Annotated in this window: 15 protein-coding genes; 10 read left to right on the top strand and 5 right to left on the bottom strand. The window is 62.5% G+C overall.

Annotated features, from left to right (window positions below):
• Positions 1–36: 36 nt before the first annotated feature.
• The 4 genes from ACA054_RS12655 to ACA054_RS12640 all read right to left on the bottom strand — a co-directional run bounded on the left by ACA054_RS12655 (position 37) and on the right by ACA054_RS12640 (position 4182).
• Positions 37–1617, bottom strand: coding sequence for an acyl-CoA carboxylase subunit beta (locus ACA054_RS12655; RefSeq protein ID WP_497689677.1), 1581 nt, complete (start codon positions 1615–1617; stop codon positions 37–39).
• Positions 1614–3173, bottom strand: coding sequence for a class I adenylate-forming enzyme family protein (locus tag ACA054_RS12650; protein WP_497689676.1), 1560 nt, complete (start codon positions 3171–3173; stop codon positions 1614–1616). The genes ACA054_RS12655 and ACA054_RS12650 overlap by 4 nt, the downstream gene beginning before the upstream one ends.
• 68 nt (positions 3174–3241) lie before the next feature.
• Positions 3242–3946 carry a GntR family transcriptional regulator gene (locus tag ACA054_RS12645; RefSeq protein ID WP_497689675.1) on the bottom strand — a complete coding sequence of 235 codons (705 nt, stop codon included), beginning with the start codon at positions 3944–3946 and terminating at the stop codon, positions 3242–3244.
• Between the two features lie 11 nt (positions 3947–3957).
• Positions 3958–4182 (bottom strand): acyl-CoA carboxylase biotin carboxyl carrier protein subunit, encoded by a 225-nt coding sequence (locus ACA054_RS12640; protein ID WP_497689674.1) that lies wholly within the window; start codon positions 4180–4182, stop codon positions 3958–3960.
• A gap of 199 nt (positions 4183–4381) precedes the next feature.
• Between ACA054_RS12640 and ACA054_RS12635 the strand changes: the two genes are divergently transcribed.
• The 10 genes from ACA054_RS12635 to ACA054_RS12590 are packed head-to-tail and all read left to right on the top strand — an operon-like array spanning position 4382 to position 15635.
• Positions 4382–4849: an acetyl-CoA carboxylase biotin carboxyl carrier protein gene (locus tag ACA054_RS12635; protein WP_497689673.1), complete on the top strand. Its 468-nt coding sequence runs from the start codon at positions 4382–4384 to the stop codon at positions 4847–4849.
• Entirely contained in the window at positions 4849–6258 is a 1410-nt protein-coding gene (gene accC, locus ACA054_RS12630; RefSeq protein WP_497689672.1) for an acetyl-CoA carboxylase biotin carboxylase subunit, read from the top strand. The genes ACA054_RS12635 and accC overlap by 1 nt, the downstream gene beginning before the upstream one ends.
• Positions 6255–7652, top strand: a complete 1398-nt coding sequence (locus tag ACA054_RS12625) for an acetyl-CoA carboxylase biotin carboxylase subunit family protein (protein ID WP_497689671.1) — start codon at positions 6255–6257, stop codon at positions 7650–7652. The genes accC and ACA054_RS12625 overlap by 4 nt, the downstream gene beginning before the upstream one ends.
• Positions 7653–7655: 3 nt before the next feature.
• Entirely contained in the window at positions 7656–9155 is a 1500-nt protein-coding gene (locus ACA054_RS12620; protein ID WP_497689670.1) for a hypothetical protein, read from the top strand.
• Between the two features lie 7 nt (positions 9156–9162).
• Complete coding sequence (locus tag ACA054_RS12615) at positions 9163–9579, top strand: Zn-ribbon domain-containing OB-fold protein (protein WP_497689669.1); 417 nt, start codon at positions 9163–9165, stop codon at positions 9577–9579.
• 8 nt (positions 9580–9587) lie between these two features.
• Positions 9588–11117 (top strand): AMP-binding protein, encoded by a 1530-nt coding sequence (locus tag ACA054_RS12610; protein WP_497689668.1) that lies wholly within the window; start codon positions 9588–9590, stop codon positions 11115–11117.
• Positions 11114–12298, top strand: a complete 1185-nt coding sequence (locus ACA054_RS12605) for a thiolase C-terminal domain-containing protein (protein WP_497689667.1) — start codon at positions 11114–11116, stop codon at positions 12296–12298. Before ACA054_RS12610 ends, ACA054_RS12605 begins: the two co-directional genes overlap by 4 nt.
• Before the next feature lies 1 nt (position 12299).
• Positions 12300–13358: an alcohol dehydrogenase catalytic domain-containing protein gene (locus tag ACA054_RS12600; protein ID WP_497689666.1), complete on the top strand. Its 1059-nt coding sequence runs from the start codon at positions 12300–12302 to the stop codon at positions 13356–13358.
• A complete protein-coding gene (locus ACA054_RS12595) occupies positions 13358–14899 on the top strand; it encodes an acyl-CoA carboxylase subunit beta (protein WP_497689665.1) in 1542 nt (513 codons plus the stop codon). Before ACA054_RS12600 ends, ACA054_RS12595 begins: the two co-directional genes overlap by 1 nt.
• A gap of 31 nt (positions 14900–14930) precedes the next feature.
• On the top strand, positions 14931–15635 hold the full coding sequence (locus tag ACA054_RS12590) for an NAD(P)H-dependent oxidoreductase (RefSeq protein ID WP_497689664.1): 705 nt from the start codon (positions 14931–14933) through the stop codon (positions 15633–15635).
• Between the two features lie 804 nt (positions 15636–16439).
• On the opposite strand, the gene ACA054_RS12585 is transcribed toward ACA054_RS12590, so the two are convergent.
• A complete protein-coding gene (locus ACA054_RS12585; protein WP_497690289.1) occupies positions 16440–17966 on the bottom strand; it encodes a DHA2 family efflux MFS transporter permease subunit in 1527 nt (508 codons plus the stop codon).
• Positions 17967–17987: the final 21 nt, after the last annotated feature.

Genomic DNA, 17987 nt, shown 5'->3' with positions numbered 1-17987 from the left:
TGAAGGTAAGGCTCGATGCCACCCGTCCCATGAGGACTAGCGCATGGTCCGCCGCTTCGGCCCAAGGGAAAGCGCGGTGATGCGATACGCGTCACCCACCCAGTTGCACAGCAACGGACGCGTACTGTCCGGCTCGATAATGTCGATCACGCCAAAGCGCTCGGCCGTGCGCAGCGGTGAAGCCAGGGCCTGGTAATGGGCCTCCAGTTCCTTGCGCCGCACCAACGGATCATCCGCTGCAGCAATTTCCTGCTTGTAGGCGGCCGCGACACCACCCTCGATCGGGATCGAACCCCACTGCGCCGAAGGCCAGGCGAACCGGTGCGGCAATGCCGTGCCCGTCGGGCCATGCCACGGGCTGACCATGGCACCGGCAAGTCCGACGCAGCGGCGCAGCACAATGGTGATGACCGGTACGCTGGCTTGCTCGATCGCATGCACAGCCTGCATGGCCGCAATCAGCGTGCCCTGCATTTCCGCCTCTTGCCCGGTCATGACACCCGGCTGGTCCACCAGATAGATCAGCGGCAGATGAAAGGTGTCGCACAGGTCGATGAAGCGAGTCTGCTTGAGCGCCGCCGCACGGGTCAGCGCACCGCCGCCGACGCGCGGGTTGTTGCAGATGATCCCGACCGAATAGCCATTCATACGGGCGAACGCGGTGATGGTCGACGCGCCGAAATCCGGGGACATCTCGAACAGACTGTCCTTGTCGACCAGCGACTTGAGGATCTTGTGCGGGTTGAAGATCTTGCGCCGGTCATGGGGAATGGCATCGTTGAGCCAGGCGTCACGGCGACCGGGAGAATCCTGCGAAGCCACCCGCGGTGGTTGCTCCCAGACATTGCCCGGCAGATAGGACAAGAAGCGCTTGGCCAGATCCAGGGCGTCGGCATCGCTGTTGGCAGCCAGATTGATCATGCCGCTGTGACGATGCACCTGGTCGTAACCACCGAGATCGTTCTTGTCGATATCGATACCGAACGCCTGCTTGACCACCGGCGGGCCAGCCGCGAACACCTGGCTTTGGCCACGCACCATGATCGATAGGTGTGAAGCGGCAACCCGCAGCGCACCCAGACCTGCGCAGGCACCGTGGGCAATGCCGACGACCGGCACGGCGCCCAACAGGTTGGTGATCGGCAACAAGGCATAACCCGGAATCTTGGTGTGACCGAGCTTGTCGAGCAGCTTCACACTGCCGCCGGCACTGTCGATCATGCGGATGATCGGTAACTTGTATTCCCAGGCGTAGCGATCGGCATAGATCCACTTTTCGGCGACCGCCGCCTCCGACGAACCACCGCGAATGGTGAAATCATCGGCCGCCACCACCGTGCGCCGTTGCTCGATCTGACCGACGCCCACCACTGCCGTGCTCGGTGTGGCGGAGGCAATCTTGCCTTCCGCCGTGTACTTCACCGCGCCGGCCAGGATGCCGAACTCCTCGAAGCTCTCGCCATCGAGCAGGTGCCCGATGCGCTCGCGCGCGGTGAGCTTGCCTTGGGCATGATGCTTTTCCACCGCTTCCGGACCGCCCAACGCGTGGGCGATTTCACGACGAGCGCGGAGGTCGGCCAGCTCCAGCGACCATTCAGGGGCAACAGGCGTGCTCATGATGATGTCCTCTCCAGGCGCGCGAGATAGTCATCGCGCAGAATGTTCTTCACCACCTTGCCGGCGTTGTTACGCGGCAGGGCCTCAACGAATTCGATCAGGCGCGGCTTCTTGTAGCCGGCGATCAGTGCCGCGCAATGACTGCCCAGGGTCTCGCTGTCGACCTTGGCGCCTTCGCGCCGCACGACAAACGCTGCGATACGCTCGCCCCACTCCGGGTCGGGCAAGCCCAGGACCGCGACCTCGACGACATGCGGATGGCTTTCCAGGGCATCCTCGACTTCTCGCGCGTAGACGTTGAAGCCGCCGGAAATGATCATGTCCTTGTTGCGCCCGACGATATAAAGAAAGCCCTGCGCATCGAGGTAGCCGAGATCGCCCGAGTAGTACCAGCCATCACGAATGGCTTCGGCCTCCAGATCCGGGCGACGCCAGAACGCCACTTCGCCGATACCGTCGGTGGCGATCGCGATCTCGCCAATCTCGCCCACCGCCAGCTCCTCGCCCTGTGCATCACGCACGGTGATCTGCACATTGGCCGTCGGTTTGCCGCAGGAACGCAGCACAGCGTCTTCGGCGTGTTCGTGCGGATACAGCACTGCCAACGGCTGCACCGCTTCGGTCATTCCGTACTGCTGGCGCATCACCGGGCCAAATCGCGCAATGGCTCTGTGAATCAAATCAACAGAGGTCGGAGCGGTGCCGTAATGGATGCACTTGAGCGACGAGTGATCGGCGCAGGCCCCGCTGTCGAGGGTGTCGAGCAAACGCGTGAGCATGGTCGGCACACACATCATTTGCGTGATCCGGTGGCGCTCGATCTGTTGCAGCGTGTCCAGTGGCTCGAACTTCTCGAGAATCACGTTGCGCGCCCCCCGCAAGTAGCAGGGCAACAGATGCACGCCGGCGGCATGGGTCAAGGGACCGACGTGCAACATCGCATCCTCCACGCCCAGGCGGTATTCCATGGCGTAGAAATGGTTGGTCAGGCGTTCATACCAGCGCTTGACCGTGTAGGTGACGCCCTTGGGCTTGCCGGTCGTGCCCGAGGTATAGGCAATGCGCAGCAATGCGTCGGGCGACACCTGAATATTGGGGGCGTGGACTGGCATCGAGGCGAGCAACTGGCGGTAATCCAGTACCTGCGATGACTGCCAATCGAGCGCTATCACATGGCGCAAACCGCTCACGCGATCACCAACGCCTTCGCCGATCTCGCGAAATTCCGGGCCCACCACCAACAGGCTGGCACCGGCGTCGTCGAGGATCGCGATCTGTTCGGCCAACGTGTGCCGGGCATTGAGTGCCACGTAAACCAGACCGGCCTTCTCGACCGCGAAAACACTCTCGATCGCCTCGGGCGAGTTGTTGAGCAGCACAGCGACGCGCTCCCCAACCTGTAATCCAAGGGCAATCAAGGCGTGGGCAAGACGGTTACTGGCCGCCTCGACCTCGTCATACGTCAGGCCGTTGTCGCCGAAGATCAGGGCGGTGCGGCCTCGGTGTTGCCGGGCTGCCCAACTAAGCATGAGTCCTGCGGTGCGTTTTTTTGTCATGATATTTTGTCTTATTGTCGACAATTTGACACAGCACTCGGGAGTGTTGTGCCCCCGTGTCCTGTTATTTATTCCAGCTGGATCAATGCGGCTTGATGGGAAGCGTTGATCAGCTCGACCATCATGTTGGCAGCGACCGAGCTGCTGTTTTGTCTAAGGGCTTCGACCAACTGCCGCCAATGTGTGACGGAAGCCTGACGACGCTCCGGTGAACGCAATCCCAACCGCGTGTAGCGTGCGGTCTGAATGCCCAATGCACCCATGAGTTCTGCCAGCTGCTTGTTGCCGCAGGACTGGAACAACAGCGTGCTCAAGCGATAACTGCCTTGTGCATACTCGTCCAGGGCATCCGCTTGCAAAGCAATCAGCTCAAGCCGGGTGACGATGGCGTCCATCTGATTGACGACCGACGCATCCAGATCGACCAGGTATTTGGCCAACAAACCGGCCAGTACCGCGCGGATCTCGAACAGATTGTCGATCTCCTGCCTGCTCAATGAGGTCACATGCGCGCCGCGCTGCGGCACGATGGTCACCACGCCCACTTTCTCGAGAATGCGCAGGGCTTCGCGAATCGGACCGCGGCTGACCTGGAAGTGGTCGGCCAGCTCCTGCTCACGCACCGAATCTCCCGGCCCGTATTCACCCCGCAGAATCGCAAGCGTAATGCTTTCGGCAATCTGCTCCGGCATCGTCAGTACGCGCTGGCGACCAGCCCGCATGATACCTATTGCACTACCGCCCTTGGCGGTCGACGCCGAACCTGCATTCATTGACATAGCCTTCAATCGCACTCCATAAGCAAAACATCCTGACCGTCTTTCACCACGTCGCCCTCGGCAACGAGGATGCTGACAATGCGCCCCGGTTCGACAGCCATCAACGGAATTTCCATTTTCATGGATTCCATGACGATGAGTATCTGATCTTCTTCGACGATGTCGCCCTCGCGGACATGGATCTGCCAGACCGTACCGGCGACATCTGATTTAACCGCGATTGTACTCATTCTCGCCCCCTCCAAAACACAACTGTTTTTCTGAAATTGCCGGGCCCTTGATCGGCGCACGCTACGCTTTTTCTATCAATCGCTGCGCAAGCGCCTTGGGTGATGATCAGTAAAGTACATCATTGTCTGATTGTTGACAATCCTACGTTTCGATGTTTTTATCGGTCAAGGCAATTCGAACAACAAGAGGCCAGAAGGCATGTCGCTCACTCATAAAGAAGCACGAAGAATCCTGGAAATACTGGATCACACGACCCATCTGGACTTCCTTGAAGTCCGCATCGGTGACACCACCCTGACTGCCAGCAAGTCAGGCACGATCGAGCGGTCACAGGCGCCTGCACCAGGCGCCACGCCGGCAAAACCGGCACAGCCAGCCGCGTCCGTGGCGGCCACGAGCGAACCTGAAGTCGCCGCGGGCCAGGTCGCCGTCCGCGCCACCATGATGGGTACCTTCTATCGCAAACCCAGCCCTGACCAACCGTCTTTTGTGGAAGAGAACGCGCTGGTGGAGACAGGCACGCCGCTGTGCCTGGTCGAAGCCATGAAACTGTTCAACACCCTACCGTCGCCAGTGAAAGGCCGGGTTGTGCGCATCGTCGCCCAGGACCTGCAGATGGTGCAGCGAGACCAGCTATTGATGATTATCGAACCGGAGGCACGTTGATGAGCAGCATTCCCGTGGCAACCCGCGACATTCGCCGGGTATTGATCGCCAATCGTGGCGAAATCGCGGTACGCATCGTGCGTGCCTGCAAAACCCTGGGCATCGAATCGGTTGCCGCCGTCTCCGAAGCGGATCAGGACAGCCTGGCCGCGCGTCTGGCCGACCAGTACGTCGTCATCGGCCCGGCGCCGGCAGCGCAAAGCTATCTGTGCGCCGACCTGCTGGTGCGTACGGCACTGGAACAGCGCTGTGACGCCATCCACCCGGGCTACGGCTTCCTTTCCGAACGCTCGCATTTTGCCCAGGCCTGCGAAGACGCCGGCATTGCGTTCATCGGTCCATCGGCTGAAATCATTGACTCGATGGGTGACAAAATCACCGCCGTTGGTCTGGCGGAAAAAGCCGAAGTGCCGCGAGTACCGGGTTCGGACGCCGTGGCCGATGCAGAGACCGCACGCGCCATCGCCAGCGACATCGGCTATCCGGTGCTATTCAAGGCCACCGCCGGGGGCGGCGGGCGCGGCATGCGCATCGTGCGCAGCGATGAAGAGGCCGAGGCGGCCTTCCGCTCGGCTTCTTCGGAAGCGCAAGCCGCCTTTGGCGATCCGACCTTGTATGTCGAGAAGTTCATCGAACTGGCGCGCCACATCGAAATCCAGATCATGGGCGACCGGCATGGCAACGTGGTGCATCTGGGTGAGCGCGAGTGCTCGACCCAGCGCCGGCACCAGAAACTGATCGAGGAAGCACCCTCCCCCAGCCTCGCGCCGCAAACCCGCGCTCAAATGGGCGAGTGCGCCGTACGTCTGGCGAAGAATGTCGGCTATTTCGGCGCGGGTACGATCGAATTCGTGGTCGATGACCGCGATGGCAAATTCTATTTCCTGGAAATGAACACCCGCATCCAGGTCGAACACCCGGTGACGGAGATGATCACCGGCTTCGACCTGGTGGCCGAGCAGATTCGCATCGCCGCCGGCCTGCCGCTGTCGTTCAGCCAGGCAGACGTCAAACTGGTCGGCCATGCCATCGAGTGCCGGATCAACGCCGAAGATCCGGACCGCAACTTCCTGCCAAGCCCTGGCCTGGTGAGCGAATGGCTGCCACCCAAAGGCAAAGGCGTACGGGTCGATACCCACTGCTACAGCGGCGCCACCGTGCCACCGTTTTATGACTCCCTGCTGGCCAAGCTGATCGTGCACGCACCGACCCGCAGCGAGGCGATCGTGCTGATGCGCAAGGCGCTGGAGGACATGAAAGTCGTGGGCCTGTCGACCACCGCCAGCTTCCACCATGCCGTGCTCGACCACCCGGACTTCGTCGCAGGCAGGGTCACCACACGCTGGGTTGAAGACGTCTTTGTGCCGGCCCGCAAACAGGCTTTGAAACAAGCCAAGGAGCGCGCATGAACATGACAACATTGGTCGATGTCAGCCTGAGCGACGGCCAGACCGCAGCCTGGGGCGGCGCCCCCGGCACGGCGATGCTGCTCGGGACCATGAATTCACTGGGGCACGCTCGGCTGGCGGCAATCGAGGTGTTGAGTCCCGCCGTGATCGCGCAGTGCCTCAACCGTGGTGAAAACCCACTGCAACGCGTCGCTGCGCTGCGCGAGCGCGCCAATGGCACGCCCCTGCGCGCAACGGTGAACCTGCTGCCTGCCCATGGCCTTATCGATGTGCTCACAGGCGAAGCGCTGGACGGCTGGCTTCGAGTGCTCGCCCGGTCCGGCATCAGCGAGGTCGTGTTGATCGATCCGCAGTTGGACTTCCAGCGCCTGGGTGACGCCGTGCAGTTGGCATTGGCGAACGGCCTGACCGCCATCGCTGCCCTGCCCTATGTAGACGATCATGCGCATGGCAACGCCCATTATTCGGCCTGTGCTGCTCGGCTTGTCCAGGCAGGTGCGCAGCGCATCATGCTGCGCGACGAAGCCGGCCTGCTGCATATCGATCGCCTGCCCGGTTTGCTCGCGGCGCTGCGCAGCGGCGTCGATGGAACACCGCTGGACCTGCACACACGCTGCCACACCGGCCTCGGCCCGCAAGTGGCGCTGGAGGCGATTCGCTTGGGCATCGACCGCCTCGATGCCGCGCTGCCCTGCGTTGCCAACGGTGCATCGACGCCTTCGCTGGCACTGTTGAGCCGTTCTGCGGCGCTGCTCCAACTGCCTCTGCAAACCCCGGATCAGGATCGTATAAAAGACGCCGAGGCTCAGCTGAGTGCCGTGGCGGACCAGGAAGGATTCCCCGAGAGCCTGCCGTGGGCCTTCGATCTGGCTCCCTACGAACACCAGTTGCCGGGCGAAATCGCCACCGAGGCCATGCAAGCGTTACGCAAACGCGGACGCCTGGCCGATCTGTTCGAGTTTTCCCGCGAGTGCACGCGCATTCGCCAGGAGCTGGGTAATCCGCCGATGTTGCAACCCTTTGCACAGGCTATTGCGCGACAGGCACTCGAGCATCTCGATGCCGGCCCACGTTTCGCCACATTGCAGCCAGTCTTGCGCCGCTGGCTGCAAGGCTGCTACGGCCCGATCGATACGTCGCTGACCCGCCTGCAACATCGCATCGGCGCGGTTGCGCACCCGTGCCGTGCGATCGACGTGCCCGCCTCCGATGAGGCGCTGGCGGCACTGATCTGCGGCTGCCCTGCGCTGCCGCCGCTGCACACACTTCACTATGAAGTTCTCACGCCCGAGCAAGCCCTGACACAAGGCCTGCTGCAACGCTGGCCCGACTACACCGTATTGAGTGTCACAGGCCCCGGCCTGTCCATCCATCTCGAACACAGCAAGGGGTGACATGTGCTGAATCAACTACGCGAAAAAGTCAATGCGGAATTTGCCCGTACCGGCAAACGTCGCCGCATCCAGCTGGTCGATGCCACCCTGCGCGACGCGCACCAGTGCCTGTGGGCGACGCGCATGCGCACCGAACACATGCTGCCGATGGCCGAGCGCCTGGATGCCCTGGGTTTCGATGCGATAGAAGCCATTGCGCTGGTGCAGTTCGACGCCAGCGTGTTGTTCCTCAATCAGAGTCCACTGGAACGGCTACGCCTGTTGTCCGAGCGCATCCGCCACACACCGCTGCGCGGCATCGTGCGCAGCAATATGCTGCGCAGCTTCTATCCCGAACCGGACGACCTGAGCGAACTGTACGTCGAGCGCTTGGTTGCCAACGGTGCCCGCGACATCGGCTTTCTCGATTCACTGCACTGCTGGGATAACCTGGTACCGGCGCTCACCACGGCCAAGCGCCTCGGCGTCACCACCAACCTCGCCATGATCTACAACCTCGCCCCAGGCTACGACGCGCCGTTCTACGCCGCCAAGGCGCGCGAGGCCATCGAACGCTTCGAAATCGACGCCTTTACCTTTGGCGACGCCGGCGGCAGCCTGACCGTGGAGCAGGTACGCATCATTGTGCCGGCGATCAAGGCGGTGATCGGTGATCGACCGCTCGAAGTACTCACTCACTGCCTGAATGCCACCGGTTCGCTGGTGGCGCTGGAAGCAGCCGTGCACGGTGCCGATCGCTTGCTGTGCTCGATCGATCCGCTGGCCAACGGCAATGCCGGACCCTCGGCACAGATGCTGGCTCGCAACCTGCGCGAGATCGGCTTCGAGGTCAGTTTCGATGACCGCGCGGCAGACGAGATCGGTGACTACCTCGCCGGCGTCGCCGAAGAGCACGGCTTCCCTGTGGGCGTTCCGGCGGAGTACGACCCGGCTCACTTCGTCACCCAGTACGCGGGCGGTGCCATGTCCAACCTGCAATCGCAGCTTCAGCTGGCGGGCATCGCCGACAAGTTGCCGGTGGTGCTCGAGGAGATCGGCCGCGTCCGTGTGGAACTGGGCTCGCCGGTGATGGCAACACCCTTCCCCGCCATGATCGCTGCCCAGGCGGTGATGAACGTACTGAGCGGCGAGCGCTACAAAGTGGTACCGGACGAAGTGAAAAAGTACGTGTGCGGCTACTTCGGCGCCCTGCCGCTGCCGGTCGATCCCGACATCAAGGATCGCGTGCTCGCCAACGGCTCCCGTGAGATTGCGACCACGCCACCAGTGCTGGCGCCAAAAGTTCCAGAGCTGCGTCGTCGCTACCCCGGCCTGTCGGATGATGAACTGCTGCTGCGCGCGATGTACGGCGACGAAAAAATCACCGGGCTGGTCCCTACCGTGGTCGACGACACCTTCAGCGTGCGCCGTCCGCTGCACGAACTGATCGCCGGCCTGGCCAGGCTCCCGGAACAACGTCATGTGCACATCGCCATGGCCGGTTTCGAATTGCGTACTCGTTGAGGTTGCCATGTCGACTCCCCTCTCTGCACGGCCACTGCCGCAACCCACCGCCGAAACGGCCGCCTATTGGGCGGCCGCGCAGGAACACCGACTGCTGATCCAGCGTTGCAGTGGCTGCGGGACCTGCCAGTTTTACCCACGGGCATTCTGCATCAGCTGCCTGTCCGACAGCCTCGAGTGGATCAACGCCTGCGGCCATGGGCGCATCTACACCTACTCGGTCTGCCGGATCGCGCCCTCGCCGGCCTTCGAATCCCGGCTGCCCTATGTCGTTGCGCTGATCGACCTCGATGAAGGTGTTCGCCTGGTCGCCAACATCCTCGATGCCGACCTTGAGCGCGTCGCCATCGGCGCCCGTGTCAACGTCTGTTTCGAGTCCGTCAGCGAATCCTGCACGCTGCCCCAGTTCACTCTTTTGGATTAGCCGTCACCATGGAAATGATTACCGACCACTTCGATGCTGGCGCCGATCGCCACCCGGATAACGTCTGCCTGCAAGGCCCAGGTTTCAGTCTCACTTACGCCGAAGTCCAGGCCGACTCCCATGCCATCGGCCATGCCTTGACGCTGCTGGACCTGAGCTGTGCTCATGTCGGCGTACTGGCGCCCAATCACCCGCTGAGCTTCGTCGCCATGCTGGGCGCCTTGCGCGCCGGGGCTACCTTCATTCCCCTGAACGCACGTGATTCGATCGACAGCCTGATCTGGTTCATGAGTTTCACCCGGGTGTCCGTGCTAGTGCTGCACTCGCAGTACTTCGAGCATGCCGAACGCATTCGTACGGGCGTGCCCACCTTGAAAACCCTGATCGGCCTGGACGAACCCATGGCCGGCCTGAGCATCGCCAATTGGTGCCGCGAACACGTGGGCCAGCGTTGCACAGTGCGCCGAACCCTCGACGACACCGCCCTGATCAAATCATCAGGCGGCACCACGGGTAGGCCGAAGGCAATCATGCAAAGCCATCGCGCGCTACTCGCCTGCTACCGCATCGGCAACCAGTTCATGCCGCCGGCAAAAAGCCCCGCGCACCTGGTCGTGGCACCGCTGACCCATGCGGCAGGCGCGACTGCCATGGCGCTGTCGAGTTTCGGCACGCGCAACGTGATTGCAGCGTCCGCCGATCCGGGCGCCGTTCTGGAAACCATCGAACGGGAACGCATCACCCACCTGTTCCTGCCGCCGACCCTGATTTATCGACTGCTGTCGCATCCGGACGTCAAAACCCGCGACTGCTCGTCACTCGAGTACGTGATCTACGGCGCCGCACCGATGTCCGTGGACAAGCTGCGTGAAGGCATCGCCCTGTGGGGACCGGTGTTCGTGCAGTGTTATGGTCAATCCGAAGTGCCCGGGGTGATCACCGTACTGACCCGCGAAGACCACATGCGTGACGGTAAGCACCTGGGTTCCGCCGGCCGTCCCACCGGTGCTTGCGAAGTAGCCCTGATGGATGAAGAGGGACGGATCGTCGAGCCCGGCGAACGCGGCGAGATCGTCGCCCGGGGCGAACTGGTCGCCCCGGGTTACTACGACAACCCGCAAGCCAACGAAGAGGCACGCCGGTTCGGCTGGCACCACACCGGTGACATTGGCGTGTTCGATGAAGGCGGTTACCTGTACATCGTCGATCGCACCAAGGACATGATCATCTCCGGTGGCTTCAACCTCTATCCGAGCGAAATCGAACAGGTGATATGGGCGCATCCGGCTGTCATGGATTGCGCCGTGGTGGGTATTCCCGATCCCGACTGGGGCGAGAAAGTCATCGCGGTCATCGAACTCAAGGCAGGTGCCAGCGCCACCGCCGAAGAGTTCATGGCGACCTGCCGCGAAAAACTCGGCAGCCTGAAGACGCCTAAACACGTGTTGTTCTGGGAGAGCCTGCCGCGCAGCCCGGTCGGCAAGGTGCTGAAAAAAGATGTGCGTCTGCTGCTCGTCGCGCAGGAGCCTCAACCATGACCATTGATGCTTCCCGCCTGGCCGGCCGTTACGCCATTGTAGGCGTGGGCGAAGCCGGTCTTGGCAAGGCTCAGCCTGGTGATACCGCGCTGTCGCTGCAATGCCGATCGGCCCGAGACGCCCTGCTGGATGCCGGGCTCACGCTGGCCGATGTCGATGGGGTTTTCGCCCATTGGGACGACCGCGCCAACGCGCTGCTGGTGAGCGAATACCTGGGGATCACACCACGCTATGTAGACAGCACTGTGGTGGGTGGCGGCTCGCCCCTCACTCACTTGATCCACGCCATGGCCGCGATCGATGCCGGCCTGTGCTCGGTGGCGCTGGTCACCTACGGCAGTACCCAACGCCTGGATCACAGTCGCCAGCGTGGCGGCGTGGTCACCGACCCGCGCTCGCCGTCCGGCCAGTTCGTGGCGCCCTACGGCGTGCTCAGTCCGATCAGTTGGTACGCGATGCACGCGCAGCAGTATTTGCATCGCTATCAGGCGAGAGCAGAAGATCTTGGCGAGGTGGCGATCAACGCGCGGCGCTGGGCGCAATTGAATCCCCAGGCCACGCTGCGTAAACCACTGACGATGGAGGAGTACCTGGCTTCGCCGCTGATCTGCGACCCCTTGCGCAAGGCCGACATCTGCCTGGTCAGCGACGGTGCCGGTGCGTTGATCCTGACCAAAGCCGGACACGCCCGCACCCTGGCCAAGCCGCCCGTCTTCATCCGCGGTTTCGCCGATACCTATCGGGGCCACGTGACCCCGATCAATACCTTCGACTGGCTCGACGATGGCGTTACCGGCGCCTGCGTCGAGCGTGCACTGGGCATGTCAGGTATCGCGCGCAACGAGTTGAGCATGGTGCAGATCTATGACGCCTTCACCATCAATGTACTGGTCGCGCTCGAGTCCATGGGTTTGTGCGAACCCGGCCAGGCTGGCGCGTTCCTGCGCAGCGGCATTGCCGCGCCCGGCGGTGCTTTGCCGGTGAATACTTCAGGCGGTGGATTGGCCTTCAACCACTCCGGTCAGTTCGGCATGCAACTGATGATCGAGTCCGTGCGACAGCTGCGTGGCGAATGCGGCGAACGCCAGGTCGCCAATGCCAGCAGCTGCCTGGTCCAGTCCGGCGGACTCGTCATGTCGGCCTTCATGTACATGGTGTTGGCGAACGGGCCCGGTGATTGATATGAATACGCCAACCCCGATACGCACCATGCGCGCCTTTCGCATGTTCGACTGGCACGACGGCGGCCGCCTGTGCGAAACGCCTGTACCGGTTCCCGGCCCCGGTGAAGTACGCCTGCGGGTCGGCGGCAATGGCCTTTGTCAGTCGGACCTGCATGCGCTGGACGACCTGTGCTGCTCACCCCCGCACCTGGATGTGCAACTGCCGATGACCCTCGGCCATGAGATCGCCGGCTGGGTCGACCTGCCCGGGCCGGGTGTCAGCGGCTGGGCGGTCGGTCAGGCGTGCGCCGTGAGCATCCCCGGTTGTGGTCATTGCCGGGCCTGCATCGACGGCTGGAACAACTATTGCTCCGCCTCGCGACGCGTCTATGGCGGCGGCTATGACGGCGGGCTCGCCGAATACGTCGTGGTCCGTGAGGACTGCCTGGTGGACATCGGCAATCTCGAACCCTGGAAAGCCGCACCGCTGACCGACGCCGGGCTGAGTTCCTACCACGCGGTCAAGCGCGTCGCGCCGCTGCTGCAACCCGGCAGCAGCGTACTGGTGATCGGTGTCGGCGGCCTGGGGCATATCGCGATTGCCACGCTTCGCGCAATCACGGCGGCCCACGTCACCGCCATCGATACACGCGTCGAAGCCCTGGGGCTTGCTGTCAGCCAAGGGGTCGATCGTGTGCTGGATGCCACCGATTTAACTCCCGAGCTTTTCCTCAAACGTATCGGTCGGGTGGATGCGGTCCTGGATTTTGTCGGCAGCGGCGACACCCTGCGCCTGGCAGCCGGCGTGATTCGTCCCCTGGGTCACATCGTGGTAGTCGGACGCGGACGCGGTGCGTTCGAGCTACGCAATGGCTCGCTACCGTATGGCGCGATGATCAGCACCACCTTCGGCGGCAGCAAATCCGAGCTGATCGAACTCATTGCGCTGGCGTCCACCGGCCGCCTACCGATCCATCTCAAGCGCCACCGGCTGGACGAAGTGCCAGAGGTCCTGCGCCAAATGCGTCGCGGCGAAATCGTCGGACGTGCCATCATCGTTCCCAATGAGACTGACTGATGACCCGCGAACACACTACACCCGAACAAGCGCTGCACTCGCGCCGCGCAACCACCTTGAAAATGGGCGGTGAAGTCAGGCTCCAGGCGCGTCGCGAAGCCGGCGTGCTCAACGCACGTGAACGGCTGGAGGGTCTGCTGGACCCGCAGTCGTTCAGCGAAATCGGCATGCTGGCCCACTCTGCCCGCCCCGAAGATCGGGACAGCACGCCCGCCGACGGCAAGATCACCGGCTTTGGCCGCATCGACTCGCGCCGGGTCGCCGTGGTGTCCAACGACATGACGGTCAAAGGCGCGTCGTCCTCATGGATCAATGCGCGCAAGATCGCCTACATGAAGGAATGCGCCACCCGCAATGGCATGCCGCTGATTTTCCTCGGCGAATCGTCGGGCCAGCGCATGCAGGACGCGATGGGCGCGGGCAGCATGGCCGGTGGCGGTCAGGATGCCCAGCAATACTGCCGGCGCCGCGAGACCCCGTGGGTCAGTGCGGTACTCGGCGCCTGTTTTGGCTCAGCGAGTTGGTACTCGTGCCTGTCCGACTTCACGGTGATGCGCAAGGGCGCACTGCTCGCCGTATCCAGCCCGAAGGTCACCTCGGTGGCGATCGGCGAGACATCCGATACCGAAGAACTCGGTGGCTGGCGCATGCACGCCGAAATCACCGGGCTGGCCGACATGGTGGTCAACAATGACCAGGAAGCGTTGACTGCGATCCGGCGTTTCCTCAGCTACCTGCCCTCTCATTCGAATGAAACACCAACCGTGTTGCCTTGTGGACCCGAAGACCGACCCGATGCATCGGAGCCTGAACGCATCGTCCCGGTCGAGCGCAGCAAGACCTACGACATGCGCAAGCTTCTAGCTACGCTGGTCGATCGCGACAGCCTGTTTCCACTCAAGGACCGCTTCGGGCGCTCGGTGGTCACTGCCCTGGCTCGTCTCGAGGGTGCCAGCATCGGCATTGTCGCTTCCAACCCGCAATTCAAAGGCGGGGCGCTGGACGCCGATGCCTGCCGCAAGGCCACTGGCTTCATCGCCCTGTGCGACTCGTTCAACATCCCGCTGGTTTTTCTCGTCGATACGCCCGGCTTCCTGGTGGGCATCGAAGGCGAAAAACGCAGTGCGCCCGCACACATCATGAACATGATTCACGCGGTGCAACTCTGCTCGGTGCCGAAGCTGTCGGTGATCGTGCGCAAGAGTTTCGGTCAGGCCTATCTGAATTTCGGCGGTGGCCGCAACAGCGACCAGTCGGCCGCCTGGTGCATGGCCGACGTCAGCTTCGTCGACCCCGGCGTTGCGGTCAGCGTCGTGCATGGCGTGACACGCGAGAGCGACCCCGAACGCTACGACCGCCTGCACACTGAATTCGCAAAAGATACCTCGGCCTTTGCCCTGGCCGGTGCCATGGGCACGCACGAGGTGATTGCACCGGGAGAAACCCGGCGCTTTCTGGTCGAGGCACTGGCGGCGCAACGGCGCGGCTTCAATAACGGTATCGGACGCCATGAAATGCGTACGTGGCCGACCTATTTCTGATCACTCTGCCGCTGATTTCCAAGGATTTACCATGAACGTTTTAATCGTGCATGCCCACCCCGAACCGAAGTCCTTTACCGCTGCGCTACGCGATCAAGCGGTTGAAACCCTGCAAGCCCAAGGGCACGAGGTGCGGGTATCCGACCTGTACGCCATGAACTGGAACCCGGTGGCCAGGGCCGAGGACTTCTGCGTCAGGGAAAATCCCGAGTACCTGATCTACGCGCTCGAACAACGACGCAACAGCAAGGAGCAGACGCTCGCCGCCGATATCCAGCAAGAGCTGGACAAGCTGTTGTGGGCAGACCTGCTGATCCTCAACTTTCCGATCTACTGGTTCTCGACGCCAGCCATTCTCAAGGGCTGGATTGATCGCGTACTGGTCTCCGGCATCTGCTACGGCGGCAAGCGTTTCTACGACCAAGGTGGCCTGAGCGGCAAGAAAGCCCTGGTGACGGTGACGTTGGGTGGACGTGAACACATGTTCGGCGAGGAGGCGATCCACGGTCCCCTGGAAGACATGTTGCGCCCGCTCCTGCGCGGGACGTTGGCCTATGTCGGGTTAGAGGTGCTGCAGCCTTTTGTCGGTTGGCATGTGCCGTACATCAGTGCTGAGGCGCGACAGGCATTTTTGCTCGGCTATCGCCAGCGGTTGGAGAACATCGAAGCGGATGATCCCATTGAATACCCACGTTTGAGTCAGTTCGATGATCGGCTGCATCCCTTGGGACGGTAAACCTCTGTAGGAGCCAGGCTTGCCGGCGAACCGGACGCTGCGGTGAACCTGTTGCACCGCGTTATCGTTCTTCGCTTTGTAGGAGCCAGGCTTGCCGGCGAACCAGGCGCTGCGGTGTACCTGTTACACCGCGTTATCGTTCTTCGCGGGCAAGCCTCGCTCCTACAAGCGAACCGGACGCAGCGGTGTATCTGTTACACCGCGTTATCGTTCTTCGCTTTGTAGGAGCCAGGCTTGCCGGCGAACCAGGCGCTGCGGTGTATCTGTTACACCGCGTTATCGTTCTTCGCGGGCAAGCCTCGCTCCTACAAGCGAACCGGACGCTGCGGTGTATCTGCTGCACCGCGTTATCGTTCTTCGCTTTGTAGGAGCCAGGCTTGCCGGCGAACCAGGCGCTGCGGTGTATCTGTTACACCGCGTTATCGTTCTTCGCGGGCAAGCCTCGCTCCTACAAGCGAACCGGACGCTGCGGTGTATCTGCTGCACCGCGTTATCGTTCTTCGCTTTGTAGGAGCCAGGCTTGCCGGCGAACCAGGCGCTGCGGTGTATCTGTTACACCGCGTTATCGTTCTTCGCGGGCAAGCCTCGCTCCTACAAGCGAACCGGACGCAGCGGTGTATCTGCTGCACCGCGTTATCGTTCTTCGCGGGCAAGTCGGATCGCCGCCCGCTCGCTCCTACAGGCGAACCAGACGCCGCGGTGTACCTGCTGCACTGAAAACCCGCATACCTTTCTCCTGAGCTGACGCCGATTCGAATTCAACAATCCCTTCTCAATCCGGCATTTCCCCGTGGACATGAACTTTCAATGGCCGTGTGCTTTCGCGTAGCGACCCAGACCAATCTTGATAGCGACCAGCATGGGCGCGGCCACGACAAACAGCAGGGCCACGCTGAAAAACGCCGTATCGAAGGCAATCACCGTGGCCTGACCCGTCACCGCCTTGCCCAGCAGGCTGGTCGCCGCCCGGGCAGCGGCCAGCTGATCCATGCCCTTGGCCGCCAGCATTGCCGTACTGGAGATCAGCCGTTCGATGAGCGCGCTTCCCCCGGGGGTGACGTTGGCGCCGAGTACCGCGGCATTGCTGACGACGTGGTGCTCGATCAGGGTCTGCAGCCCGGCGACGCCCATCAAGCCACCCAATTGCCGTCCCGTATTGAACAGGCCGATGCCAGCGGCCAGGTTGCGGCTGTTGAGGTCGCTGAACGCGATCAGGGTGATCGACAGGAACAGCAAGCCCAGGCCCAGGCCGCGCAGCAGGATGGCCGCCATCATGTCGTCGCTGCCGCTTTCGCTGGTGGAACCGGACAGCATCCACATCGCCGCCATGATCAGCAGGATGCCAAAAGGCACGGTCGCGACCGGTGGAACGCGACCGACTTTGATGAGCATGGCCGTGATCAGCAGCGAGCCGACAAACAAACCGCCACTGGGCAACAGGAGCAGGCCGGCATCGGTCGGTGTGAACGCGAGCACCGAAAGGGCGAACGCCGGAATCAGGTATGCGCTGCCGAACAACGCGGCACCGGCGACGAAACTGACGATAAAGGCAAAGGTGAAATCGCTTGATTTGAACACCGTGAAATCGAACAGACCGTCGCCTTTTTTGGCCAACACTTGCTGGCCGAGAAAGGCCAGCAGCCCGGCGCTGCCGATTACCGTCAGCCACTGGATGCGCGGTTCCTCGAACCAGTCCCAGCGGCTGCCCTGGCTGAGCACGTAGGTGAAACAGAACAGGGTCGCACAGATCAGGGAGAAGCCGAGCCAGTCGAAGGTACGTTGCCGCACCCTGGCAGGCGCGGGGTGGTCGGCGATGAGCAAAAGACCGCTCGCCGCCAGGGCCAGCGGCACCACGCTGAAGAAAATCCAGGTCCAGGACTGGCTGTCGATCAACCACCCTTGCAGGGCGGGTGCGAGGGTTCCGGGCGCGACCACCGAGCCCATGGCAAACAGCGCTTGCAGGATCGGCTGCAGCGAACGCGGATAAGCGCGGAAAATGATTGCCTGCCCCGCCACCAACAGGGCGCCACCGGCGAAGCCTTGAATGAGGCGCAGCGCGATCAGCAGCTCCAGCCGAGCGGTGACCGCGGCAATGCAGCATGCCAGGCCCATGACCAGGGTTGCACCGATGAGCACATGTCGCGCAGAAAAACGCTGCATCAGCCAGGGAGCGGTCATGAACCCGATCAGCTTGAGCGCAATGTAGCCGACATCCAGCCAGGCGAACTCGTCAGGCGTGGCATAGGTGTCGCCAATAATGTCGCTGCGCCCGAGCGCCAGCACCGTGCTGGCGATCGCCTCCGTCAGCGTGGCCAGCACGATGCCCAGCATGAGGAGGACACCGGTGGTGGC

The organism is Pseudomonas sp. LBUM1653 (assembly GCF_059716115.1).
Note: the sequence above shows the minus strand (reverse complement) of the source record. Positions and strands in the feature narration are given on the sequence as shown.